General features: G+C 60.7%; 15 protein-coding genes. 12 read left to right on the top strand and 3 right to left on the bottom strand.

The features are described from left to right. Positions 1–56: 56 nt before the first annotated feature. Genes LQ220_RS18765 through LQ220_RS18755 form a run of 3 tightly spaced genes read left to right on the top strand, consistent with a single transcriptional unit; the run spans position 57 to position 3,964 of the window. On the top strand, positions 57–1,469 hold the full coding sequence (locus LQ220_RS18765; protein ID WP_230189666.1) for an ABC transporter ATP-binding protein: 1,413 nt from the start codon (positions 57–59) through the stop codon (positions 1,467–1,469). Continuing rightward, a complete protein-coding gene (locus tag LQ220_RS18760; RefSeq protein ID WP_230189665.1) occupies positions 1,453–2,538 on the top strand; it encodes a biotin/lipoyl-binding protein in 1,086 nt (361 codons plus the stop codon). The genes LQ220_RS18765 and LQ220_RS18760 overlap by 17 nt, the downstream gene beginning before the upstream one ends. Further along, the gene (locus LQ220_RS18755; protein WP_230189664.1) at positions 2,528–3,964 is read left to right on the top strand and encodes a TolC family protein; all 1,437 of its coding nucleotides are present in this window, start codon (positions 2,528–2,530) and stop codon (positions 3,962–3,964) included. The genes LQ220_RS18760 and LQ220_RS18755 overlap by 11 nt, the downstream gene beginning before the upstream one ends. Before the next feature lie 95 nt (positions 3,965–4,059). Here LQ220_RS18755 and LQ220_RS18750 read toward each other — a convergent pair whose 3' ends face one another. Then, on the bottom strand, positions 4,060–5,004 hold the full coding sequence (locus LQ220_RS18750) for a LysR family transcriptional regulator (RefSeq protein ID WP_230189663.1): 945 nt from the start codon (positions 5,002–5,004) through the stop codon (positions 4,060–4,062). 215 nt (positions 5,005–5,219) lie between these two features. Between LQ220_RS18750 and LQ220_RS18745 the strand changes: the two genes are divergently transcribed. Together LQ220_RS18745 and LQ220_RS18740 are read left to right on the top strand one after the other, a co-directional pair. Beyond that, positions 5,220–6,581 (top strand): aminotransferase, encoded by a 1,362-nt coding sequence (locus tag LQ220_RS18745; protein ID WP_230189662.1) that lies wholly within the window; start codon positions 5,220–5,222, stop codon positions 6,579–6,581. A 50-nt stretch (positions 6,582–6,631) separates the two neighbouring features. Beyond that, the gene (locus LQ220_RS18740) at positions 6,632–7,828 is read left to right on the top strand and encodes an MFS transporter (protein ID WP_230189661.1); all 1,197 of its coding nucleotides are present in this window, start codon (positions 6,632–6,634) and stop codon (positions 7,826–7,828) included. A gap of 138 nt (positions 7,829–7,966) precedes the next feature. Here LQ220_RS18740 and LQ220_RS18735 read toward each other — a convergent pair whose 3' ends face one another. Together LQ220_RS18735 and LQ220_RS18730 are read right to left on the bottom strand one after the other, a co-directional pair. After that, positions 7,967–8,770: an SDR family oxidoreductase gene (locus LQ220_RS18735; protein WP_230189660.1), complete on the bottom strand. Its 804-nt coding sequence runs from the start codon at positions 8,768–8,770 to the stop codon at positions 7,967–7,969. A gap of 12 nt (positions 8,771–8,782) precedes the next feature. Further along, positions 8,783–9,475 carry a fumarylacetoacetate hydrolase family protein gene (locus LQ220_RS18730; RefSeq protein WP_230189659.1) on the bottom strand — a complete coding sequence of 231 codons (693 nt, stop codon included), beginning with the start codon at positions 9,473–9,475 and terminating at the stop codon, positions 8,783–8,785. A 240-nt stretch (positions 9,476–9,715) separates the two neighbouring features. Here LQ220_RS18730 and LQ220_RS18725 point away from each other — a divergent pair, with 240 nt between their 5' ends. The 7 genes from LQ220_RS18725 to LQ220_RS18695 are packed head-to-tail and all read left to right on the top strand — an operon-like array spanning position 9,716 to position 16,747. Further along, a complete protein-coding gene (locus LQ220_RS18725; protein WP_230189658.1) occupies positions 9,716–11,218 on the top strand; it encodes an aldehyde dehydrogenase family protein in 1,503 nt (500 codons plus the stop codon). 36 nt (positions 11,219–11,254) lie between these two features. Continuing rightward, on the top strand, positions 11,255–12,289 hold the full coding sequence (locus LQ220_RS18720) for a glycosyl hydrolase (protein ID WP_230189657.1): 1,035 nt from the start codon (positions 11,255–11,257) through the stop codon (positions 12,287–12,289). Next, positions 12,276–12,788 (top strand): VOC family protein, encoded by a 513-nt coding sequence (locus tag LQ220_RS18715; protein WP_230189656.1) that lies wholly within the window; start codon positions 12,276–12,278, stop codon positions 12,786–12,788. The genes LQ220_RS18720 and LQ220_RS18715 overlap by 14 nt, the downstream gene beginning before the upstream one ends. Before the next feature lie 54 nt (positions 12,789–12,842). Further along, the gene (locus LQ220_RS18710; RefSeq protein ID WP_230189655.1) at positions 12,843–13,448 is read left to right on the top strand and encodes an amino acid synthesis family protein; all 606 of its coding nucleotides are present in this window, start codon (positions 12,843–12,845) and stop codon (positions 13,446–13,448) included. Continuing rightward, positions 13,408–14,376, top strand: a complete 969-nt coding sequence (locus LQ220_RS18705) for an alpha/beta hydrolase (protein WP_230189654.1) — start codon at positions 13,408–13,410, stop codon at positions 14,374–14,376. The genes LQ220_RS18710 and LQ220_RS18705 overlap by 41 nt, the downstream gene beginning before the upstream one ends. Before the next feature lie 26 nt (positions 14,377–14,402). Beyond that, entirely contained in the window at positions 14,403–15,974 is a 1,572-nt protein-coding gene (locus LQ220_RS18700) for an acetolactate synthase large subunit (protein ID WP_230189653.1), read from the top strand. Continuing rightward, positions 15,971–16,747: an SDR family oxidoreductase gene (locus tag LQ220_RS18695; protein ID WP_230189652.1), complete on the top strand. Its 777-nt coding sequence runs from the start codon at positions 15,971–15,973 to the stop codon at positions 16,745–16,747. Before LQ220_RS18700 ends, LQ220_RS18695 begins: the two co-directional genes overlap by 4 nt. Positions 16,748–16,759 lie beyond the last annotated feature (12 nt).

Here is a 16,759-nt window from a genome sequence, read left to right as displayed (position 1 = left end):
TATGATCTCAACTTCACGTAGCTTGCCGATGATCTCTTCCGGCTTGTGCTTCTTGCTTGGCATTCAATGTCCCCTTCGTGGTCCAGACTATCATAGTCTCTGGGCCACTCAGCGGGGGGCAGATCAACCTGTTCAACCGCTTCTTTGAAGTGATGAACGTGCAGAAAGCGATCCCCTCCCTGCTGGTCGGAGGATTCTCGATTTTCTTTCAGGCGATGGTCGGCTTCATCGTCACCTCCTTCTATCATCCGGTTTTTTTGGGCTTCAACCTGGCGTTCATTTTTACGGTCTGGTTGATCTGGAAGCTGTGGGCGCGGCGCGCGATGGAAAGCGGCATTGCGCTTAGCCATCGCAAATATGAAACGGCCCACTGGCTGGAAAGCGTCGGGGCATCTAACGGCTTTTACAAGTCCAGCCGCCATCTCGACTATGCCATGGACATGTCGGAAAACCGGACCGCTGCTTATGTAGAGGCTCACGCAAACCATTTCCGCGCGACCTTCCCGCAGGCGGTGGCGCTGCTGCTGCTCTATGCCATCGCCAGCGCGGTACTGCTCGCGATGGGGGGATGGCTTGTCATTCAGGGGCAGTTGTCCATTGGACAACTGGTCGCTGCGGAATTGATCCTTTCCAGCATATTCTACGGCGCAGCGCAGCTTGGCCCCTATCTCGATACCTTTTACGATCTGGTCGCCGCTGTCGAGGAATTGTCCCTGTTTCGTGCGATCACGTTGGAGGATGTTCCGACCGAAGCAGGGGACGGTGCAAGGCCGCGTGACGGGGCGCTGGCGCTGCGACAGGTGTGGATCACGGCAGACGGAGAGGAAGCCTCATTCGATCTGGTCATACCGGCGGGCGCTCATGTCGTTGCCGCCGCCGACCCCGGTGTCGACCGGTTGCTGGCGCGCCTGCTGAAACGCCATTATCGCCCGGACGCAGGGATCGTCAGTCTGGGTGATGCGGACATCAGCGCGCTCAACATCTATCAGCTTCGCAGCGACGTGATCGTCCTCGATCGCCCAACCATCGTGGAAAGCAGCATTCGCGACTATCTGCGCCTGGCCGATCCTACCGCGAGTTCGGCCAAGGTGCTCGACGCACTGGAGTTGGTGGGTCTGGGCGAACGGATCACGCGGTTGCCGCTGGGACTGGACAGCCTCCTTTCCTCGACGGGCTGGCCGCTGTCGGTGGCCGACACGATGCGGTTGAAGCTGGCGGGCGCCATTCTCGCCCGGCCCCAACTGCTCATCCTGTCCAACCTGTTCGATATGCTACCGTCCGAAGAGCTGCGCACAGCGCTGCACCAGTTGGACGGCGGGGATGGCGGCACGATCATCGTCTTTACGGCGCGGCCCGATGCACTTGGCTTCGACCATTTGCTTTGGCTGGGCAGGACACGCCAGTTGCTGACGCAGGATCCCAGCGCCTTTGCCGCAGCTCGGGGAGGCGACGATGCGATTTCGCGCTGATCACCTTACGCATTTCAAAACTCTGGCAAGTCTGCGCCCGCCGCGCCCCGCGCGCGTGCTCGGCTGGATGCTGCTCATCGGCATGGTGGCATCTATTGCCTTCCTGCTGTTTGTCCCCTGGGTGCAAACCTCCACCGGCATGGGGCAGGTCATTGCGCTTGACCCGCGTGATCGGGTGCAGAACATCACTGCGCTTGTCCCCGGGCGTGTCGAACAATGGTATGTGACCGACGGCGAAATCGTTAAGAAGGGCGATCCCATCGCCCGCATAGCCGACAATGATCCCGACCTGCTCAGCCGCCTGCGCGCGGAACGTGCGCAGGCCGATGCCGAGATCGCCGCGACGCGGCAGGCCATGGCCGTGGCCCAGCGCGACGTTGGCCGGATGCAACAATTGTTCTCTGAAGGGCTGTCGCCGCGCCGCGATCTGGAACTCGCGCAGATCAAGGTGGCCGATTATGAAGCCAAGGTCGCCAAAAGTCTGGCCGACCGAAACCGGCTCGACATCAACATCAATCGTCAGTCGGTTCAGATCGTACGCGCGCCGCGCACCGGTCGCGTCTTGCGCATCCTGGGCGGCGACAATGCAACGATGGTGAAGGAAGGCGACATCATAGCCACCTTTGCCCCCGAACAGGCGGTGCGGGTAGTGGAGCTGTATGTGGATGGGCGTGACGTGCCGCTCATCTATCCGGGCCGGCCCGTCCGACTGGAATTTGAAGGCTGGCCCGCTATCCAGTTCAGTGGCTGGCCCTCCGTAGCGGTCGGCATGTTCAACGGTCAGGTCCGCGCCATCGACGTGTCGGCCTCGCCCAGCGGCCTGTTTCGCGTACTTGTCGAACAGAAGACGGGCGCGCGCCCTTGGCCAAAAGAGCCATTCGTGCGGCTGGGCGCCAAGGTGCGTGGCTGGGTGATGATGGACACGGTGTCGACCGGCTACGAACTCTGGCGACTCCTCAACGACTTTCCGCTGCAATATCCCGCTGGCGTGCTCGATCAGCAGACCGGCCAGAGCGGATCAACGGGTACCACATCCGGCAGCGGCAAGGACGGCGGCAATGCCAAATAGGATCGCACGTGTTCTACTGGCGCTCGCCGCTGGCGTCATCGTTCCGCCCCTTGCCGCGCAGGACATCGCGCCCCTGCCACAGATGGCGTCGGTCGACGCGCCAACACTTACCGTTGACGCGCTACTCGCCAATTCCGCGCGGCAATCTCCACAAATTCTGGAGGCACTGGCAAAGACAAGGGCCGCCGATGCGAAGCGACTGACCGCCGAAGGCGCGTTCGACACCGTGTTTTCGGCGGAAGGCGGGTCACGGCTGGTCGGCTATTATGGCGGAACCTATGCCGATACGAAGGTTTCGCGGCCGATCGAGGATTGGAGCGGGCAAGTATATGGCGGCTATCGCGCTTCCAGTGGTCGCTTCCCCATCTATGAGGACAAGAATTACACCAACGAACTGGGCGAAATTCGGGCCGGCGCGGTCTTCTCCCTGCTGCGGGACCGGATGATCGACGAGCGGCGCTTCGGTCGCGTCAGCGCGGAAGCCGATCAGGCGATTGCCGATGCGGAACGGCTGATGGTCGCCATCGGCGTGCAGCGCAAGGCGCTCGACGCCTATCTCTCATGGGTTGCGGCGGGCCAGCGCTTGGCCATTTATCAGCACCTCCTGTCGCTGGCGCAGGATCGTCAGCGCGGTTTGCAACGTACGTTCGAGGCCGGGCTGCGTCCCCGCATCGTCCTGACCGAGAATGAGCAGCAATTGCTCCGTCGTGAGGCGATGGTGGTCCAATCGCAACAGGCGCTCTACGCCGCCGCCAACACCCTGTCGCTTTACTGGCGTGACGCTGAAGGCCGACCGACCATTCCGCGCATCGAACAACTACCAGATGCGCTGCCCCAACCGCTGACGACGGAACGTCCAGCAGCGGTGCAGCGGCCCGATCTAGTGGTCGCGCAAGTGCGGCAGCGATTGGTGCAGGATCGGCTTGCGCTGGATCGTAATGCGCTGCTGCCGCGCCTTGATCTGCAGATGGAGGTCGCGCGCGACATTGGCAACATCGGGCCGGGCGGCGTCTCGCGAAGCGGCAACGATGTCCGGCTCGGCGTCAAGTTCTCCGTGCCACTCGAACAGCGCGCGGCGCGCGGACGGGTGATGCAGACACGGGCGGAGTTGGACGCCAATCGTACCCGCGCGCAATGGCTAGACGAACAGATCCGCGCCGAGATAGACAGTATCGCCATCACTTTGGACGCAACCGCGCGCCTCATCGACTTGTCTGAACAAGAAAAGAAGCGTGCCGACGAAATGGCGACAGCGGAACGTCGACGATTCGACATGGGGGCAAGCGACCTGTTCCTTGTGAACACACGGGAAGACAGTGCCGCAAATGTTGCCCTGTCGTTGCTCGATATGCAGTTACGGCGTATCATCGCCGGCGCAGATCTTGCTGCGGCGTCTGGAGATGCAGAAGCCCTGGGGCTCCGTTAAACAGAGGTTGCCACGCTGTTGTTTTAATTAGACAGCCAAGTCAGCAAGTTCACTTGGGCTGAGAGCCAATGCGCCCGCAGGCCTGCTGGCTCTGCTCAGCCGACGGCGGCGAGGCCAATGCCCCTGTTGCCCACAGGCTCCGTCGCTCCACGGATTTCCTTGGTAAAGAAGTCGACAAAAGCGCGTACCTTGGCGAGCGTGTAATTGCCTTTTGGGAACATCAGGTAGAGCGGAATCTGTTCGGTAACGAGATCAGGTAGCAATATCTCTAGTCGACCCGCTGCAACATCTTCTTCCACGAGGAAGGATGGCAGATAGCTGATGCCCAGCCCCTCGAGGGTCGCTTCCCGCGCCATCCGCACAGAGTTGGACGTGAGTGGACCGCGATTGATGGCTACGGTCACGTCGCCTGAAAGCTTCCACTCGCCCATGCGGGACAAGTGGGTTTCCATGATGCAGGTGTGGTCCTTCAGGTCGCTTGCGATGGAGGGGCGGCCACGCTTGGCCAGATAGGATTGCGAGCCGACCAACACCATCGGGTAATCGCGAAGCCGTACCACATCGATGTTGGTATCATAAGGCTCGCCCATCCAGAAAGCGACATCGAAGCGCCCCTTGAGCAGATCGGCCCTACTGTCGGACAGATTCACGAATAGGCGTACGTCCGGGTAAGCCTGGAGGAAGTTCGGGATGATCTTCGTCAGGTCGAACAGTGAAGAGACGACTGGCGCGTTGACTTTGAGTTCGCCACGCGGGTGCGATGTCATGCTGGTGACGATGGTGTTGGCCTCATTCACCTCGTCCACGATGCGCGCGCACCGGCTGTACATTTCCCGTCCAGCCGGGGTCAGAGAGACGGCGCGGGTCGTGCGATCGAGCAGCTTGACACCCAAGCTCGCCTCCAACCGGGCAATCTGGCGGCTGACGGCAGCCTTGGAATAGCCAAGGGCCTTGGCCGCGGATGAAAATCCGCCGGTGCTGACTACAGCGGCGAACGACATCATGGCAATGACATTGTTGATTTCGGGTTTCTCGTCCATGACTTTCCATCCAGTTTGTTTCGGGCGCTGTCAATAATTCTGGGTGATTGACAGCCAATCTCGCAACAGAAGCGGCATTATCATTGTTTACTATTGACAACCATACGCGCTCAAATAAGGTAACTGTTGCTTTGGCATTGCCACCGGACAAGGTCTGGCCGCAATGTTTGATATTTGCCGGATGCCATGTTCATCCGTTTGCCCAGGAGAGCCAGATGACGACCAACGCCGCAGACCTTGCCCGCATGGACAAGCAGTCCCAGTTCCATCCCTTCACCTCGATTGCCGATCTGGAAAAAGATGGCCCTACTATCATGGTTGAGGGTAAGGGCGTTCGCGTTCGCGATGTCCACGGCCAGGAATATCTGGATGGTATGGCAGGTCTGTGGTGCGTCAATCTTGGCTATGGCCGCCGGGAAATCGTCGATGCGATTGCCCAGCAGAGCGAGCGGCTCTCCTTTTTCCACACCTTCAATGGCATGACGACCGATGTAGTGGCCGAATGTGCCGATGCGCTGCTTAAGCGCGCGCCTGTCCCCATGTCGCGGGTTTTCTTCGGGGCTTCTGGCAGCGATGCCAATGAAACGCAGCTCAAGCTGATCTGGCTCTATAACAACCTCATGGGGCGGCCAGAGAAGAAGAAGGTGATTGCGCGCTGGAATGCCTATCATGGCTCGGGCGTTGCTACGGCCAGCCTCACCGGCCTGCCGGGCATGCATAATCTGTTCGATCTCCCCAAGGGGCCGATCTTGCATGTCAGTGCACCCTATTACTACCGCAAGGCGCCTGAGGGCATGAGCGAGCGGGAATTTTCGAAGCATCTCGCCCGTGAGTTGGAGGACGTAATCGAGCGGGAAGGTGGGGACACGATTGCGGCCTTCTTTGCTGAAGCCGTGATGGGTGCTGGTGGTCTGATTCCGCCGCCAGAAGGCTATTTTGACGAGATAGGCCCCATCCTTAAGAAGCACGACATTCTGCTCGTTGCGGACGAGGTTGTCTCCGGATTCGGTCGCCTTGGTACCTATTGGGGCAGCCAGACCTATGGCTATGAGCCGGATCTCATCACGGCAGCCAAGGGCGTAACGAGCGGCTATTTCCCCATGTCGGCTTGCTTCATATCGCCCAAGGTGTGGGATGTGATTGAGCGCGATGCAGTGAAGACCGGTGTGTTCGGACATGGCTACACCTATTCCGCGCATCCGGTGGGTGCTGCGGCAGCGCTCGCCGCACTCAAGCTCATCGATGAGCTTGAGATTGTGAAGAATGTGGCCGATGTCGGTCCGCACCTGATGAATGGTCTGCGCGATCGCCTTGGTCAGCATGCTCATGTCGGCGACATCCGCGGGCAGGGCCTCATGGTCGGCATCGAGTTGGTGAAGGATCGCGCGAGCAAGGAGGCGCTGCCGCCAGCCAACCGCACGGGTCGTGAAGTGCTCAAGGCAGCAGCCAAGCGCGGACTTATTACCCGTGCGCTGGGCGATACACTCGTGTTCGCGCCGCCACTCATCCTCAATCGCGCTGAAGCAGAAGAGCTGGTCGACAAGTTCGCGCTGGCAGTGAGTGATGTCCTGGGCTGATTCCCGGTTTAAATAATCAGAAGCACCGGCGATCACAGGAGTGGGCAATTATGGAACTATCATCGCCAGTCGAGGGGTTGGCGCATTTCGCCACCCACGCTCCTCGCTTAAAACCGGCGGGCCTCGCTGGTGCGGTGGTCATCGGCATTGTCGGTGCTTTGATTATTTTCGTCACGCCGGGATTTCTCGCGATTATCGCTGCCCACGCGGCGCTGGATGATGCCCAACTAGGCTACATCGCCGCATGGGACATCAATGCGATGGCAGTGGCCATTGGCGTCAGCGCCTTCTTGCTGACGCGATGCAATTGGCGAGTGGCCGTGGGCGTTGGCCTTGGCCTCATCGTGCTGGGCAATATCGGTACGGCCCTGGCGTCCAGCTATGCCGGGATCGCTGCGGCGCGCGTCGTGGCGGGGGCTGGCGAAGGTATCGCGATAGGTTTCTCCTTCGCGGCGCTGGGGCGGGCGCGCAACCCGGACCGCGCTTTTGCCATCTATCTGGTGACGGGGGCGCTGTTCAGCACATTGTTGCTCTTCACTATCCCCACACTGATCGAGCGGGTTGGCCCACGCGATCTTTTCTTCCTGAACGCAGGACTGGCGGTGATTGCGGGTATCAGCCTGTGGGGCTTCCCGGATGGCAGCAAATCCGAAGACGATATGTTTTCGATTGGTGCGCGGATAAACCGTGCGCTCGCCTTCTATTGTCTGCTCGCCGTGTTCCTCTACTTCTTCGCAACCGGTGCGATGTGGAGCTATATCGAGCGGATTGGCATGACGAGTGGCCTCAGCCCCGATGTGATTGCCAACGGTCTTTCACTTGGCACATTGGCGGGGGTGCTCGGTGCTGGTTGCGCCGGGTTGGTGCCCGCACGCTGGGGCCGGTCCTGGCCATTGCTGGCCAGCGGGGCGATTTCTATCGTAAGCTTCCAACTCCTGCTTGGGGTCGTACCTGCCATCGGTTTTGTGACGGCTGCAGTTATGCTGTTGTTCGGCTGGAACTTCGCCCAGCCGCTCCTATCGGGCATCTGCTCGGAGGCGGATCGTTGTGGCCGCGTCGTCTGTGCAATGGGCGCTATCCAGACATTCGGCACGGGGCTGGGCCCGGCGGCAGCTGGCGCAACGCTGCGTGGCGGCGATTTCAGCCTCGCCATCTGGTCGAGCTGCGGTATCCTGTTGCTCAGCTTGGGCGTCATCATCTTCGCCATTCACCGGACCGGCCCGCCCGCCGCATCTGATCGGTGCTGAGACGCGGACCGGCCCGACTGCCTCCGCAAATAGCCCAAACAAAATTCAGCGCAGCATCCGAAAAGGAGGCTGCGCTGATTTGCTTTGATCTTTGCGGGGAGGAGACAGGCTCCACCCCTCGTGAAAAACAGGTCGGCTTTACAGGAAGATTGCCCGCGATAGGCCACCATCCACGGCGATGGATTCACCTGTGATGCCGCTGCCTGCCTGGGATGCGAGCATCACGATGGGGTCTGCCACTTCCGAAGGTTCGAGCATCCGCCGCAGCGCCGCTGGCGCTGCGGCCTCGCGCTCCACAATCGCCTCAAATGTGGTGCCTTCTTCGGCGGCCATCTCGGCAAACCATTCCTCGATATGCTCGGTGCGGGTCACGCCGGGGTGGATGATGTTCACCGTGATGCCGTCGCGACCCAGTTCGTCAGAAAGCGTCTTGGTGAAATGCACCAGCGCTGTGTTGCGCATCCCGCTCAATGCTTCGGTGCAGCGTGCGGTCAACCCGCCCACATTGACGATCCGGCCCCAGCCGGCTTTGCGCATGTGAGGCACGCAGGCTTTGCTGGTGCGGAAGTAGCCGAACAGTTTGGTGTTGAGATCGAGCATCAGCGCGTCCTCATCGGCATCCTCGATCGCGTTGCGCACCAATCCGCCTGGCGCCGCCGCGCAATTGACCAGAATATGCACGCCGCCGAACAGCTCGACTGTGCGGTCTACCATTGCCTGTACGGATGCCATGCTGGTCGTGTCGACTGCGATCGGCACCACAACGCCGCCCGTGGACTCGACAATCTCTTTCGCCGCTGCTTCCAATTTGGACATAGTGCGCGCTGCGATCACGACCTTTACGCCCTCAAGCGCGAGCTTGCGCGCGGTTTCCTTGCCGATGCCGACGCCCCCGCCGGTCACAATGGCAATCTTGTCCTTCAAGCCCAGTTCGATGCTCATCTCGGTCTCCGTTCACGATTCTGATGTAAATTCTACTGTCGCGCCGCCCAAGCCCGCGAAATCGGCTGAGACTCGGTCCCCCGCCGCTACGGGCTTAACGCCTGTACATGTTCCACTGCTCACCCATTGTCCGGCTTCCAGCGCCAAACCATTTTTTGCCAGCCAATTTGCGAGCCAGGCGATCGCCTGCAAGGGATCGCCCATCACGGCAGCCGTCGTGCCCTCGCGGCGGTCTTTACCGGGGCCATCGAGCGTCATCGCCATGTCGGCGAACCGATCTTCCCAGCCATCGGAAACCTTGTCACCGATCACCAGCCTGTCCGCCATGCAATTATCCGCTATCAGCAGGCCAAGCGGCAGGTCATCTGGTGCGAACCGCGACGTAACGAGTTCGATGCCGACATGCACGGCATCGATTGCAGCAGCAACTTGCGCCGATGTGAACGGTGCATCGCGCGCTGGTAACGCCGTGCCAAAGCGCACGACCAGTTCTGCCTCGACATAATGATCGCCGGTGCTGATGGGGGCGAGGGCAGGGGAGGAGAGAATATCGGCCCCCGCAAGTCGGCCCGCCGCTGGCGCATCGGCGCCCTTCGATTTGCGCGGCGCATCGCCTGTCAGACCAATCTTCCAGCCAGCGATTGGCTGGACGCCTTCTGCAAATATCGAAGCCTGAATAGCATAGGCCGCCGACAGGTCGATCATTGAGTCGACGGGCGCGCAACGCTGCCTGCTCCGGCGTGCATTCCTGATTGCCGATGTAACCATCACTGCCACCACAATCTCATCCTATGACTGTCGACACTGAACACGGTCATGCCGCGATTGTCTCGTAAACGCAACATAGATTGACAAAAACTTTCTATTGTTCGAAATATGAAGCTGAGTTAGAGGTGATTCACAACGCCGTCATAGCCTCGAGGCGGGCGTAAGGAGATGAAGATCATGGCCCTGGATGTTTACGCCACCGCAAAGAAAATCGGTTCGGATCTGGCGGCATCGCCGCGCGGGCTCATCATTGACGGCAAGCAGGTCGCCTCGGTTTCCGGGCGCACGTTCGCAACCATCAACCCGGCGACGGGGGAAGAGATTGCGCAGGTCGCGCAGGGCGGCGTCGAAGATATCGCTCTGGCAGTATCTGCCGCGCGCCGCGCATTCGATAATCCTGCCTGGCGCCGCATGAGCGCCATCGAGCGGCAGAACCTGCTGCTCAAGCTCGCTGATCTGATCGAGCAGAATGCCGATGAGCTGGCCGTCCTCGAATGTATGGACAATGGCAAGCCCGCCAGCATGACGCGCTGGGTCGAGGTGGAGGGCGCCATCCGCACCTTCCGATATTTCGCGGGCTGGCCAACCAAGTTTGGTGGCGAGACATTGCCGGTGTCGCCTCGCAGTGGCGCGCAGATTCTCAATTACACAACGCGTGAGCCCGTCGGTGTCGCCGGGCTGATCGTGCCGTGGAATTATCCGCTATCAATGGCGGCCTGGAAGGTCGCGCCTGCCCTCGCTGCCGGTTGCGCTGTCATCCTGAAGCCCGCCGAGCAAACGCCGCTCACGGCGCTGCGACTGGGTGAGCTGGCGCTGGAGGCTGGCTTCCCTGCTGGTGTGCTCAATGTCGTGCCGGGCTTTGGCGATGCGGGCGCTGCGCTTGTGGACCATCCTGATGTGGACAAGGTGGCGTTCACCGGCTCCACGGAAGTCGGTAAGCTCATCGTGCGCGGTTCGACCGTCAATCTCAAAAAGGTCAGTCTGGAGCTTGGCGGAAAGTCGCCGCAGATCGTTCTGCCCGATGCGGATCTGGAAGCTGCTAGCGCTGCAATTGCTGCTGGCATCTTCTTCAATCAGGGTCAGACCTGCACGGCTGGCTCGCGCCTTTATGCTCATGCATCGATCCATGATCGCCTGCTCGAGATGGTTGCCGCTCATGCCGCCGCGCTCAAGATCGGCAATGGTCTGGATGCGCAGACGACCTTCGGCCCTCTAGTTTCGCAGGAACAGTGGGATCGCGTGAGCAGCTATGTCGAAATCGGCAAGGCGGAAGGCGCCGAAGTCGTGACTGGCGGCAAGCGCCCGGTTGCGCAGGATAAGGGCTTCTTCTTCGAGCCGACCATTTTGGCGGGTGCCACATCATCCATGCGCGTTGTGCGTGAGGAGATTTTCGGCCCCGTGTTGAGCGCCTTGTCCTGGACCGATCCGGACGATCTGGTCCGTCAGGCCAATGATAGTGACTTCGGCCTGTCGGCAGGCATCTGGACGAATGATGTCAAGAGCGCCCACCGCCTTGCTGGTGCCGTGCGTGCAGGCACCGTGTGGGTTAACTGCTTCAATCTCGTTGATAATTCCACGCCTTTTGGTGGCTTCAAGCAGTCAGGCTGGGGCCGCGAGCACGGCCGGCAGGCCATGGAGCTGTATAGCGAGATCAAGAGCGTCTGGATCAATCTGAGCTGATTGCTGGCCGGAAAATATGATGAAGGATGAGATCAAATGACCAACGAACGCACGCTTCTCGTCGCGACAGATGGCCAAGCTGTGATGCGCAGTCATGACGACGGCAAAAGCTGGTATCGGATCAACACCGGGCAAGACCTTGAGTTTGACGACCGGGTGCGCTGCCTGCTGATCGACCCTGCCGATCCACGAGCGATCTTCGCGGGTGCCGAGCGCGGCTTGTTCCGCAGCGCAGACAGCGGATCGCGTTGGGATCGCGTTGATTGTGCGCTCAATGATTATGCTGTGTGGAAGTTGGTAGCGAGCGAGAGCGATCCCAAGGTCATCTATGCAGGTACTGGTTCGCCGACCCGGTCGATCCTGTTCCGCTCTCGTGACGGCGGCGCGAGCTGGGAGCGCACGCCGCTCGAAATGCCGGAGCGCTGCGCGGGCGTCAGCCGTCCACGGATGCTTGCCATTGCGATTGATCCGGATGATGCCAATGATGTGATGGTTGGCGTGGAGGAGGGCGGTTATTTCCGTTCGCGTGACGGCGGCGATAGCTGGAAGCGCCTCGATACCGAGTGGGAACAACATCCGGGTAATTCGGATGTTCACGACATCGTGATCATGCCCGGCGATCCCAAGGTGATCCTGGTGCTCACCGTGGTGTCACTTTTCCGTTCCACCGATGACGGCAAGAGCTGGACCTATATGAATGCGCGTGACACTTGGGGTCTGCGCTATTCGCGTAAACTTGAGCGCAAGCACGGCAGCAACCGTAAGTTGTTGCTGGGCATTGGCGACGGAACGCCGGGTACCAAGGCTGCTGTGTTCGCTTCTGATGACGCAGGCGAAAGCTGGACGCCGATGGAGATGGATACGCCTGCCAATAGTTGCCTGTGGGCATTTGGCAGCAACGTGGCAAATCCGGATTTCTTGCTGGCCGGCACCAAGTTTGGCAACCTTTACCGCAGCGAAGATGGCGGTCATCACTGGACCAAGGAATGGCGCGAATTTAACGAGATCACCGATCTCGTCTGGGTGGACGCTGTCCCGCAGGATATGGAGTTACCTCATGTCACAGGCTGATCTTTCACCCGTTCGTGTTGCTGCAATCGCGCACATCGTCTTGTTCGTCAAAGATCCTGAGGCGTCGGCGCAATGGTATTGCGAGATGCTCAACATGTCGATCAGCGCCCGCGCTGGCGATGGACCCTACAAGGGCGGTGTGTTTTTGAGCTTCGGCGTGCACGATCATGACATTGCGCTGTTCCCTAATGACGCCCCGGATGAAAAGGGCCGCGAGTTCGAACATATCGGTCTGCGGCTGGCCACGGACAGCGCAGATGATCTGCGCCGCATCTACGCCTTCTTCCTCGACAAGGGCGTGAAGATTGCTGAGGTTCTCGATCATGGAGTGTCTACCGGGATCTATTTCTACGATCCCGATGGTCACATGCTAGAGGTGTTTCATCAGCGCGTTTCGCCCGAAGGCGGTGCGTCCATCGCAGAACTGCGCGGCAATGAGGGGCAGGCCGATCCGGTCGAGCTTGAGCCGCTCCGCAATCCAGACCCATCCGGAAATTGATACTGGCCCGCGTAAGATATTTCGCATGTGCCGCATGTTGAGAAAGGAAAGTTTATGAGCAATCCCCAAGGCCTTGAAGCGTTCAAGATCCGCAGATGGTTCAGCCAGATTCAGGAAATTTGCAGCGGTGAGACCGGTGCGGCAGCCGATGGTGAACCCGTATTCAAGTATATGATCGCAGCCTGCATCCAGAACCCCTATGCGGGTGAGTATGTCGAGGATCTGAGCGTCTGGATCGAGGCATCGCCCTCGATCGGCATCGAAGTGGGCCGTCGCCTGGCGGAGTTGACCGGTGGCCGCGCAATCGAAAGCTATGGCAAGGCCATTCTCGTCGGGCTTGACGGCGAATATGAGCATGGCAACGCCTTGCTGACTAATCCGGCAGCCAACCCGGTGCGCGACGCCCTGGGCGGTGCCAAGTCCTGGGTGCCCTCCACGGGCAAGCGCGGCGTGCCCGGCACTATTCTGGATATTCCGCTTGCTCACAAGGATGCGCTCTACGTGCGCTCCCACTATGACACGATGAGCGTATCATTCGACGATGCGCCCAATCGCGATGAAGTGATCGTCTGCTGGGCATTTGCCACCCGCGGTCGCCTCAATGCGCGCCTTGGCGGCCTTGAAGCCTCGCAGGTGCGCGGCGAAGACGGTCTGGTCTGATATGGTCAGCCAGCCGGCATCTTCCCTGTCGAGCCATCCTCCACTACCAGTGCCCAAGGCGCAGGGGGAGAGAGAAGGCTTCATCAAGACCCGCGACGGCTTAAGCTTGCGGGTGCGCGAATGGGGCGATCCGGCTGGCGATCCGCTTATTTTGCTGCATGGCCTGCGCGGCTATTCGGGCACGTGGCGCGGCCTTGCTGCTGCACTGGGTGACAGCCGCCGCGTGATTGCACTCGATCAGCGCGGGCGGGGTGAAAGCGATTGGGACCCGGCAGCCAATTATTACACAGATTTCTATCTGAGCGATCTGGAAGTGCTTGTTGAGCGACTTGGCCTCGGACGCTTCACGCTGCTTGGCCATTCGATGGGCGGGACCACGGCCTATGTCTATGCGGCGCGTAACCCCGAGCGGATTGACGCGCTCATCATCGAGGATATTGCGCCCGGTGCATCGATCAGCGGTGCCGGTGCCGAGCGCATCAAGGCGGAAATGAAGGCGCTTCCAAGCGACTTTGCGGATTGGAACGCAGCGCGCGCTTATTGGCACGCGGCCCGGCCCACCGTGGGCGCGGAAGCCATCGAGCAGCGCGTTGCAGAAAGTCTACGGGAAAACGCCAATGGGCGGGTTGAGTGGCGTTACGATGCGGCAGGTGTCAGCCGCACGCGCATGGAGCCTGATCCTGCGCGCGTAGTGGATCTATGGCCCGTCGTCGATGCAATCCGCGTGCCTGCGTTCGTGATCCGTGGCGGCCGCTCGGATTTCTGCAAGCTGGAGGCAGTGGAAGAAATGGAGCGCCGCAACCCGCGCATCACCCATGCCACCGTGCCTTCGGCCAGCCATTATGTGCACGATGATGCACCCGATATTTTTCATGGCCTTGTGGCCGGGTTTCTGGCGGGCGTCCGGTCCGCTGCGGCCCCGGCATGACAACCTCAAGCGAAGGACGAGGCGCGATGGAACATGCAGAGACGAAGAGCGGCAATGGCGCGGTTGCGCTGCTAAAGGCGCTGCATGCTGGGGGCGCGCGCATCTGCTTCGCAAACCCCGGCACAACTGAACTGACGCTCGTCGATGCGCTTGCCGATGTGCCTGAAATCCGCTCCGTGCTTGCCCTGTTCGAGGGCGTTTGCACCGGCGCGGCGGATGGCTATGCGCGTGTGTCCGGCCAGACGCCGCTGACTTTGCTGCACCTCGGGCCGGGTTTTGGCAATGGCATCGCCAATCTGCACAATGCTCGCCGTGCGCGCTCCGCTATTGTGACCATCATTGGGGACCATGCGAGCTGGCACCTGCCTTATGACGCGCCGCTCACATCGGATATTGAATCGCTTGCATCGCCTGTTTCCGTTGCTGTGGTGCGGATGCGCGATCCGCAGGCAATCGGAACTGATGTGGCCCGTGTGCTTGAAGCAGCGGCAGGCGCGCCCGGCGGCCCCACTACGCTGATCGTGCCGACGGACATCATGGACGTGCAGGTTGATCCCGTCACTGTGCCGGTTGCGCCACCAGCCCGGCGCACCGTGGGCGCGGCGCATATCGACAAGGCCGCAGAATTCGTCACTGGCGCGCAGGACCTGATCCTGCTGCTGGGGGGCGACGCATTGACTGAGCAGGGCCAGCGCGCTGCGGCGGATATTGTGGCGAAGGTCGGGGGGCGTGTGCTGATGGAGCCTTACCCTGCGATCGTGCCATTGGGCGGCGATCTTCCTCCCATTGAACGGCAGGCCTATTTCCCAGAAGACGTGATCCGCCAGATGGGCGAGGCCCGTGTTGTGCTGGCTGGCGCACTCAAGCCGATCAGCTATTTTGGCTATGAAGGCTTTCCAAGCCAGCTCGTCCCCGATGAACGCTTGCTGTGCTTGAGCGACCCTGCCGAGGCAGGCGTTGCAGCGCTTGAGGCGTTGGCCGCGCGTCTCGATGGAGCGGTAGCCGCACCTGCCGCCAAGGCACCGCGCAGGCCTACCGCGCGGGCGCCAGATGCGCCACTCTCGGCAGACATGATCGTGGACAGTCTCGTCCAGCAATTGCCGGATGACGCCATCATCTCGCTGGAAGGTTCCACCCTTGGCGGTCCGTGGCTGCGCAATGCAGGCCATGCGCGGCGTCATCGTGTGATGACGAACACCGGCGGCGCTATCGGTCAGGGTCTGCCGTGTGCGGTGGGCGCTGCGCTCGCTGCACCGGGTAGCCGTGTGGTGTCGCTCCAGTCGGATGGAAGCGGCCATTATACGGTGCAATCCCTCTGGACGATGGCCCGCGAGAAGCTGCCCGTGACGATCATTATCGCGGCCAATCACCGCTATGGCATTCTGCAGACCGAACTCAACCGCGTTGAAGCGCCCTTGGAGGATCCGGTGATTGCCTCTCTGACCCGCCTCGACAACCCGCGCGCTGACTGGACTGCGCTAGCTGCGGGCTATGGGGTCGAGGCTGTACGGGTGACGACGGCTGGCGAGTTCGATGCCGCTCTCGCACGCGGTCTGTCGCATGATGGTCCGCTGTTGATTCAGGCGGAATTGCCATGACGGGCAATCCCGTCGCTATCATTACGGGCGCAAGTGGCGGCATGGCGCCGGGCATCGCACAGGTGCTGTGCAACAAGGGTTATGCCCTCGTATTGGTAGCACGAAATATGGTTGGCCTGCGCAAAGCTGCTGAAAAGCTCGGCGGTTCGACGCGCGTTGAAGCGATCAGTTGCGATGTGACCGACACGGCTTCCGTTAACACGATGGTCGCCAAGGCCGTCGAGCAATTCGGCAGGATCGACCTGTTGGTGAATGCCGCTGCTAGCAGCAACCCCATCGGTGGCTCCATAGAGCAGGTCGATGTCGATGCGCTGGTGGCGGACACAGACACAAAGGTTGGCGGCTATCTGCGCTGCATTCAGGCGGTCGTGCCTATCATGAAGGCGCGCGGATTGGGCTGCATTATCAATGTCGGCGGTCTCACCGGACGGTCGAGCGATACGCTGAGTGGCCTGCGCAATGTGGCCGTAACGCACCTCACGAAAGTACTGGCGGATCAGCTTGGTCCTTTCGGCCTCACGGTCAACGCTGTGCATCCCGGTCTGACGCGCACGCCGCATCTCGATGAATTATTTGTCGACATGGCAGCCGAGAAAGCCGTCTCGCCGCATGAGATCGAGGCTGAATTTGTCAGCCAGATTCCCACACGCCGCCTCTCTATGCCGCAAGAAGTGGGTGAAGCGATTGCTTTCCTCGCGAGCGCGCATGGCGGCTCCATCAATGGAGAATCCATCGCCATAGATGGGGGCTATTCGCGCGGCATCTATTTGTAAGCGCAAAAGTAA

The sequence above is a fragment of the Sphingobium sp. CECT 9361 genome (genome assembly GCF_918741285.1).
Taxonomy (GTDB): Bacteria; Pseudomonadota; Alphaproteobacteria; order Sphingomonadales; family Sphingomonadaceae; genus Sphingobium.
The sequence above is the reverse complement of the archived record's forward strand: the minus strand, read 5'-3'. Positions and strand labels throughout refer to the sequence as shown.

Bases quoted from the DNA above. Each gene is read 5' to 3' on its own strand.
- LQ220_RS18760 (WP_230189665.1), top strand. From the start codon at position 1,453: ATGCGATTTCGCGCTGATCACCTTACGCATTTCAAAACTCTGGCAAGT.
- LQ220_RS18755 (WP_230189664.1), top strand. From the start codon at position 2,528: ATGCCAAATAGGATCGCACGTGTTCTACTGGCGCTCGCCGCTGGCGTC.
- LQ220_RS18750 (WP_230189663.1), bottom strand. From the start codon at position 5,004: ATGGACGAGAAACCCGAAATCAACAATGTCATTGCCATGATGTCGTTC.
- LQ220_RS18745 (WP_230189662.1), top strand. From the start codon at position 5,220: ATGACGACCAACGCCGCAGACCTTGCCCGCATGGACAAGCAGTCCCAG.
- LQ220_RS18740 (WP_230189661.1), top strand. From the start codon at position 6,632: ATGGAACTATCATCGCCAGTCGAGGGGTTGGCGCATTTCGCCACCCAC.
- LQ220_RS18735 (WP_230189660.1), bottom strand. From the start codon at position 8,770: ATGAGCATCGAACTGGGCTTGAAGGACAAGATTGCCATTGTGACCGGC.
- LQ220_RS18730 (WP_230189659.1), bottom strand. From the start codon at position 9,475: ATGATCGACCTGTCGGCGGCCTATGCTATTCAGGCTTCGATATTTGCA.
- LQ220_RS18725 (WP_230189658.1), top strand. From the start codon at position 9,716: ATGGCCCTGGATGTTTACGCCACCGCAAAGAAAATCGGTTCGGATCTG.
- LQ220_RS18720 (WP_230189657.1), top strand. From the start codon at position 11,255: ATGACCAACGAACGCACGCTTCTCGTCGCGACAGATGGCCAAGCTGTG.
- LQ220_RS18715 (WP_230189656.1), top strand. From the start codon at position 12,276: ATGTCACAGGCTGATCTTTCACCCGTTCGTGTTGCTGCAATCGCGCAC.
- LQ220_RS18710 (WP_230189655.1), top strand. From the start codon at position 12,843: ATGAGCAATCCCCAAGGCCTTGAAGCGTTCAAGATCCGCAGATGGTTC.
- LQ220_RS18700 (WP_230189653.1), top strand. From the start codon at position 14,403: ATGGAACATGCAGAGACGAAGAGCGGCAATGGCGCGGTTGCGCTGCTA.
- LQ220_RS18695 (WP_230189652.1), top strand. From the start codon at position 15,971: ATGACGGGCAATCCCGTCGCTATCATTACGGGCGCAAGTGGCGGCATG.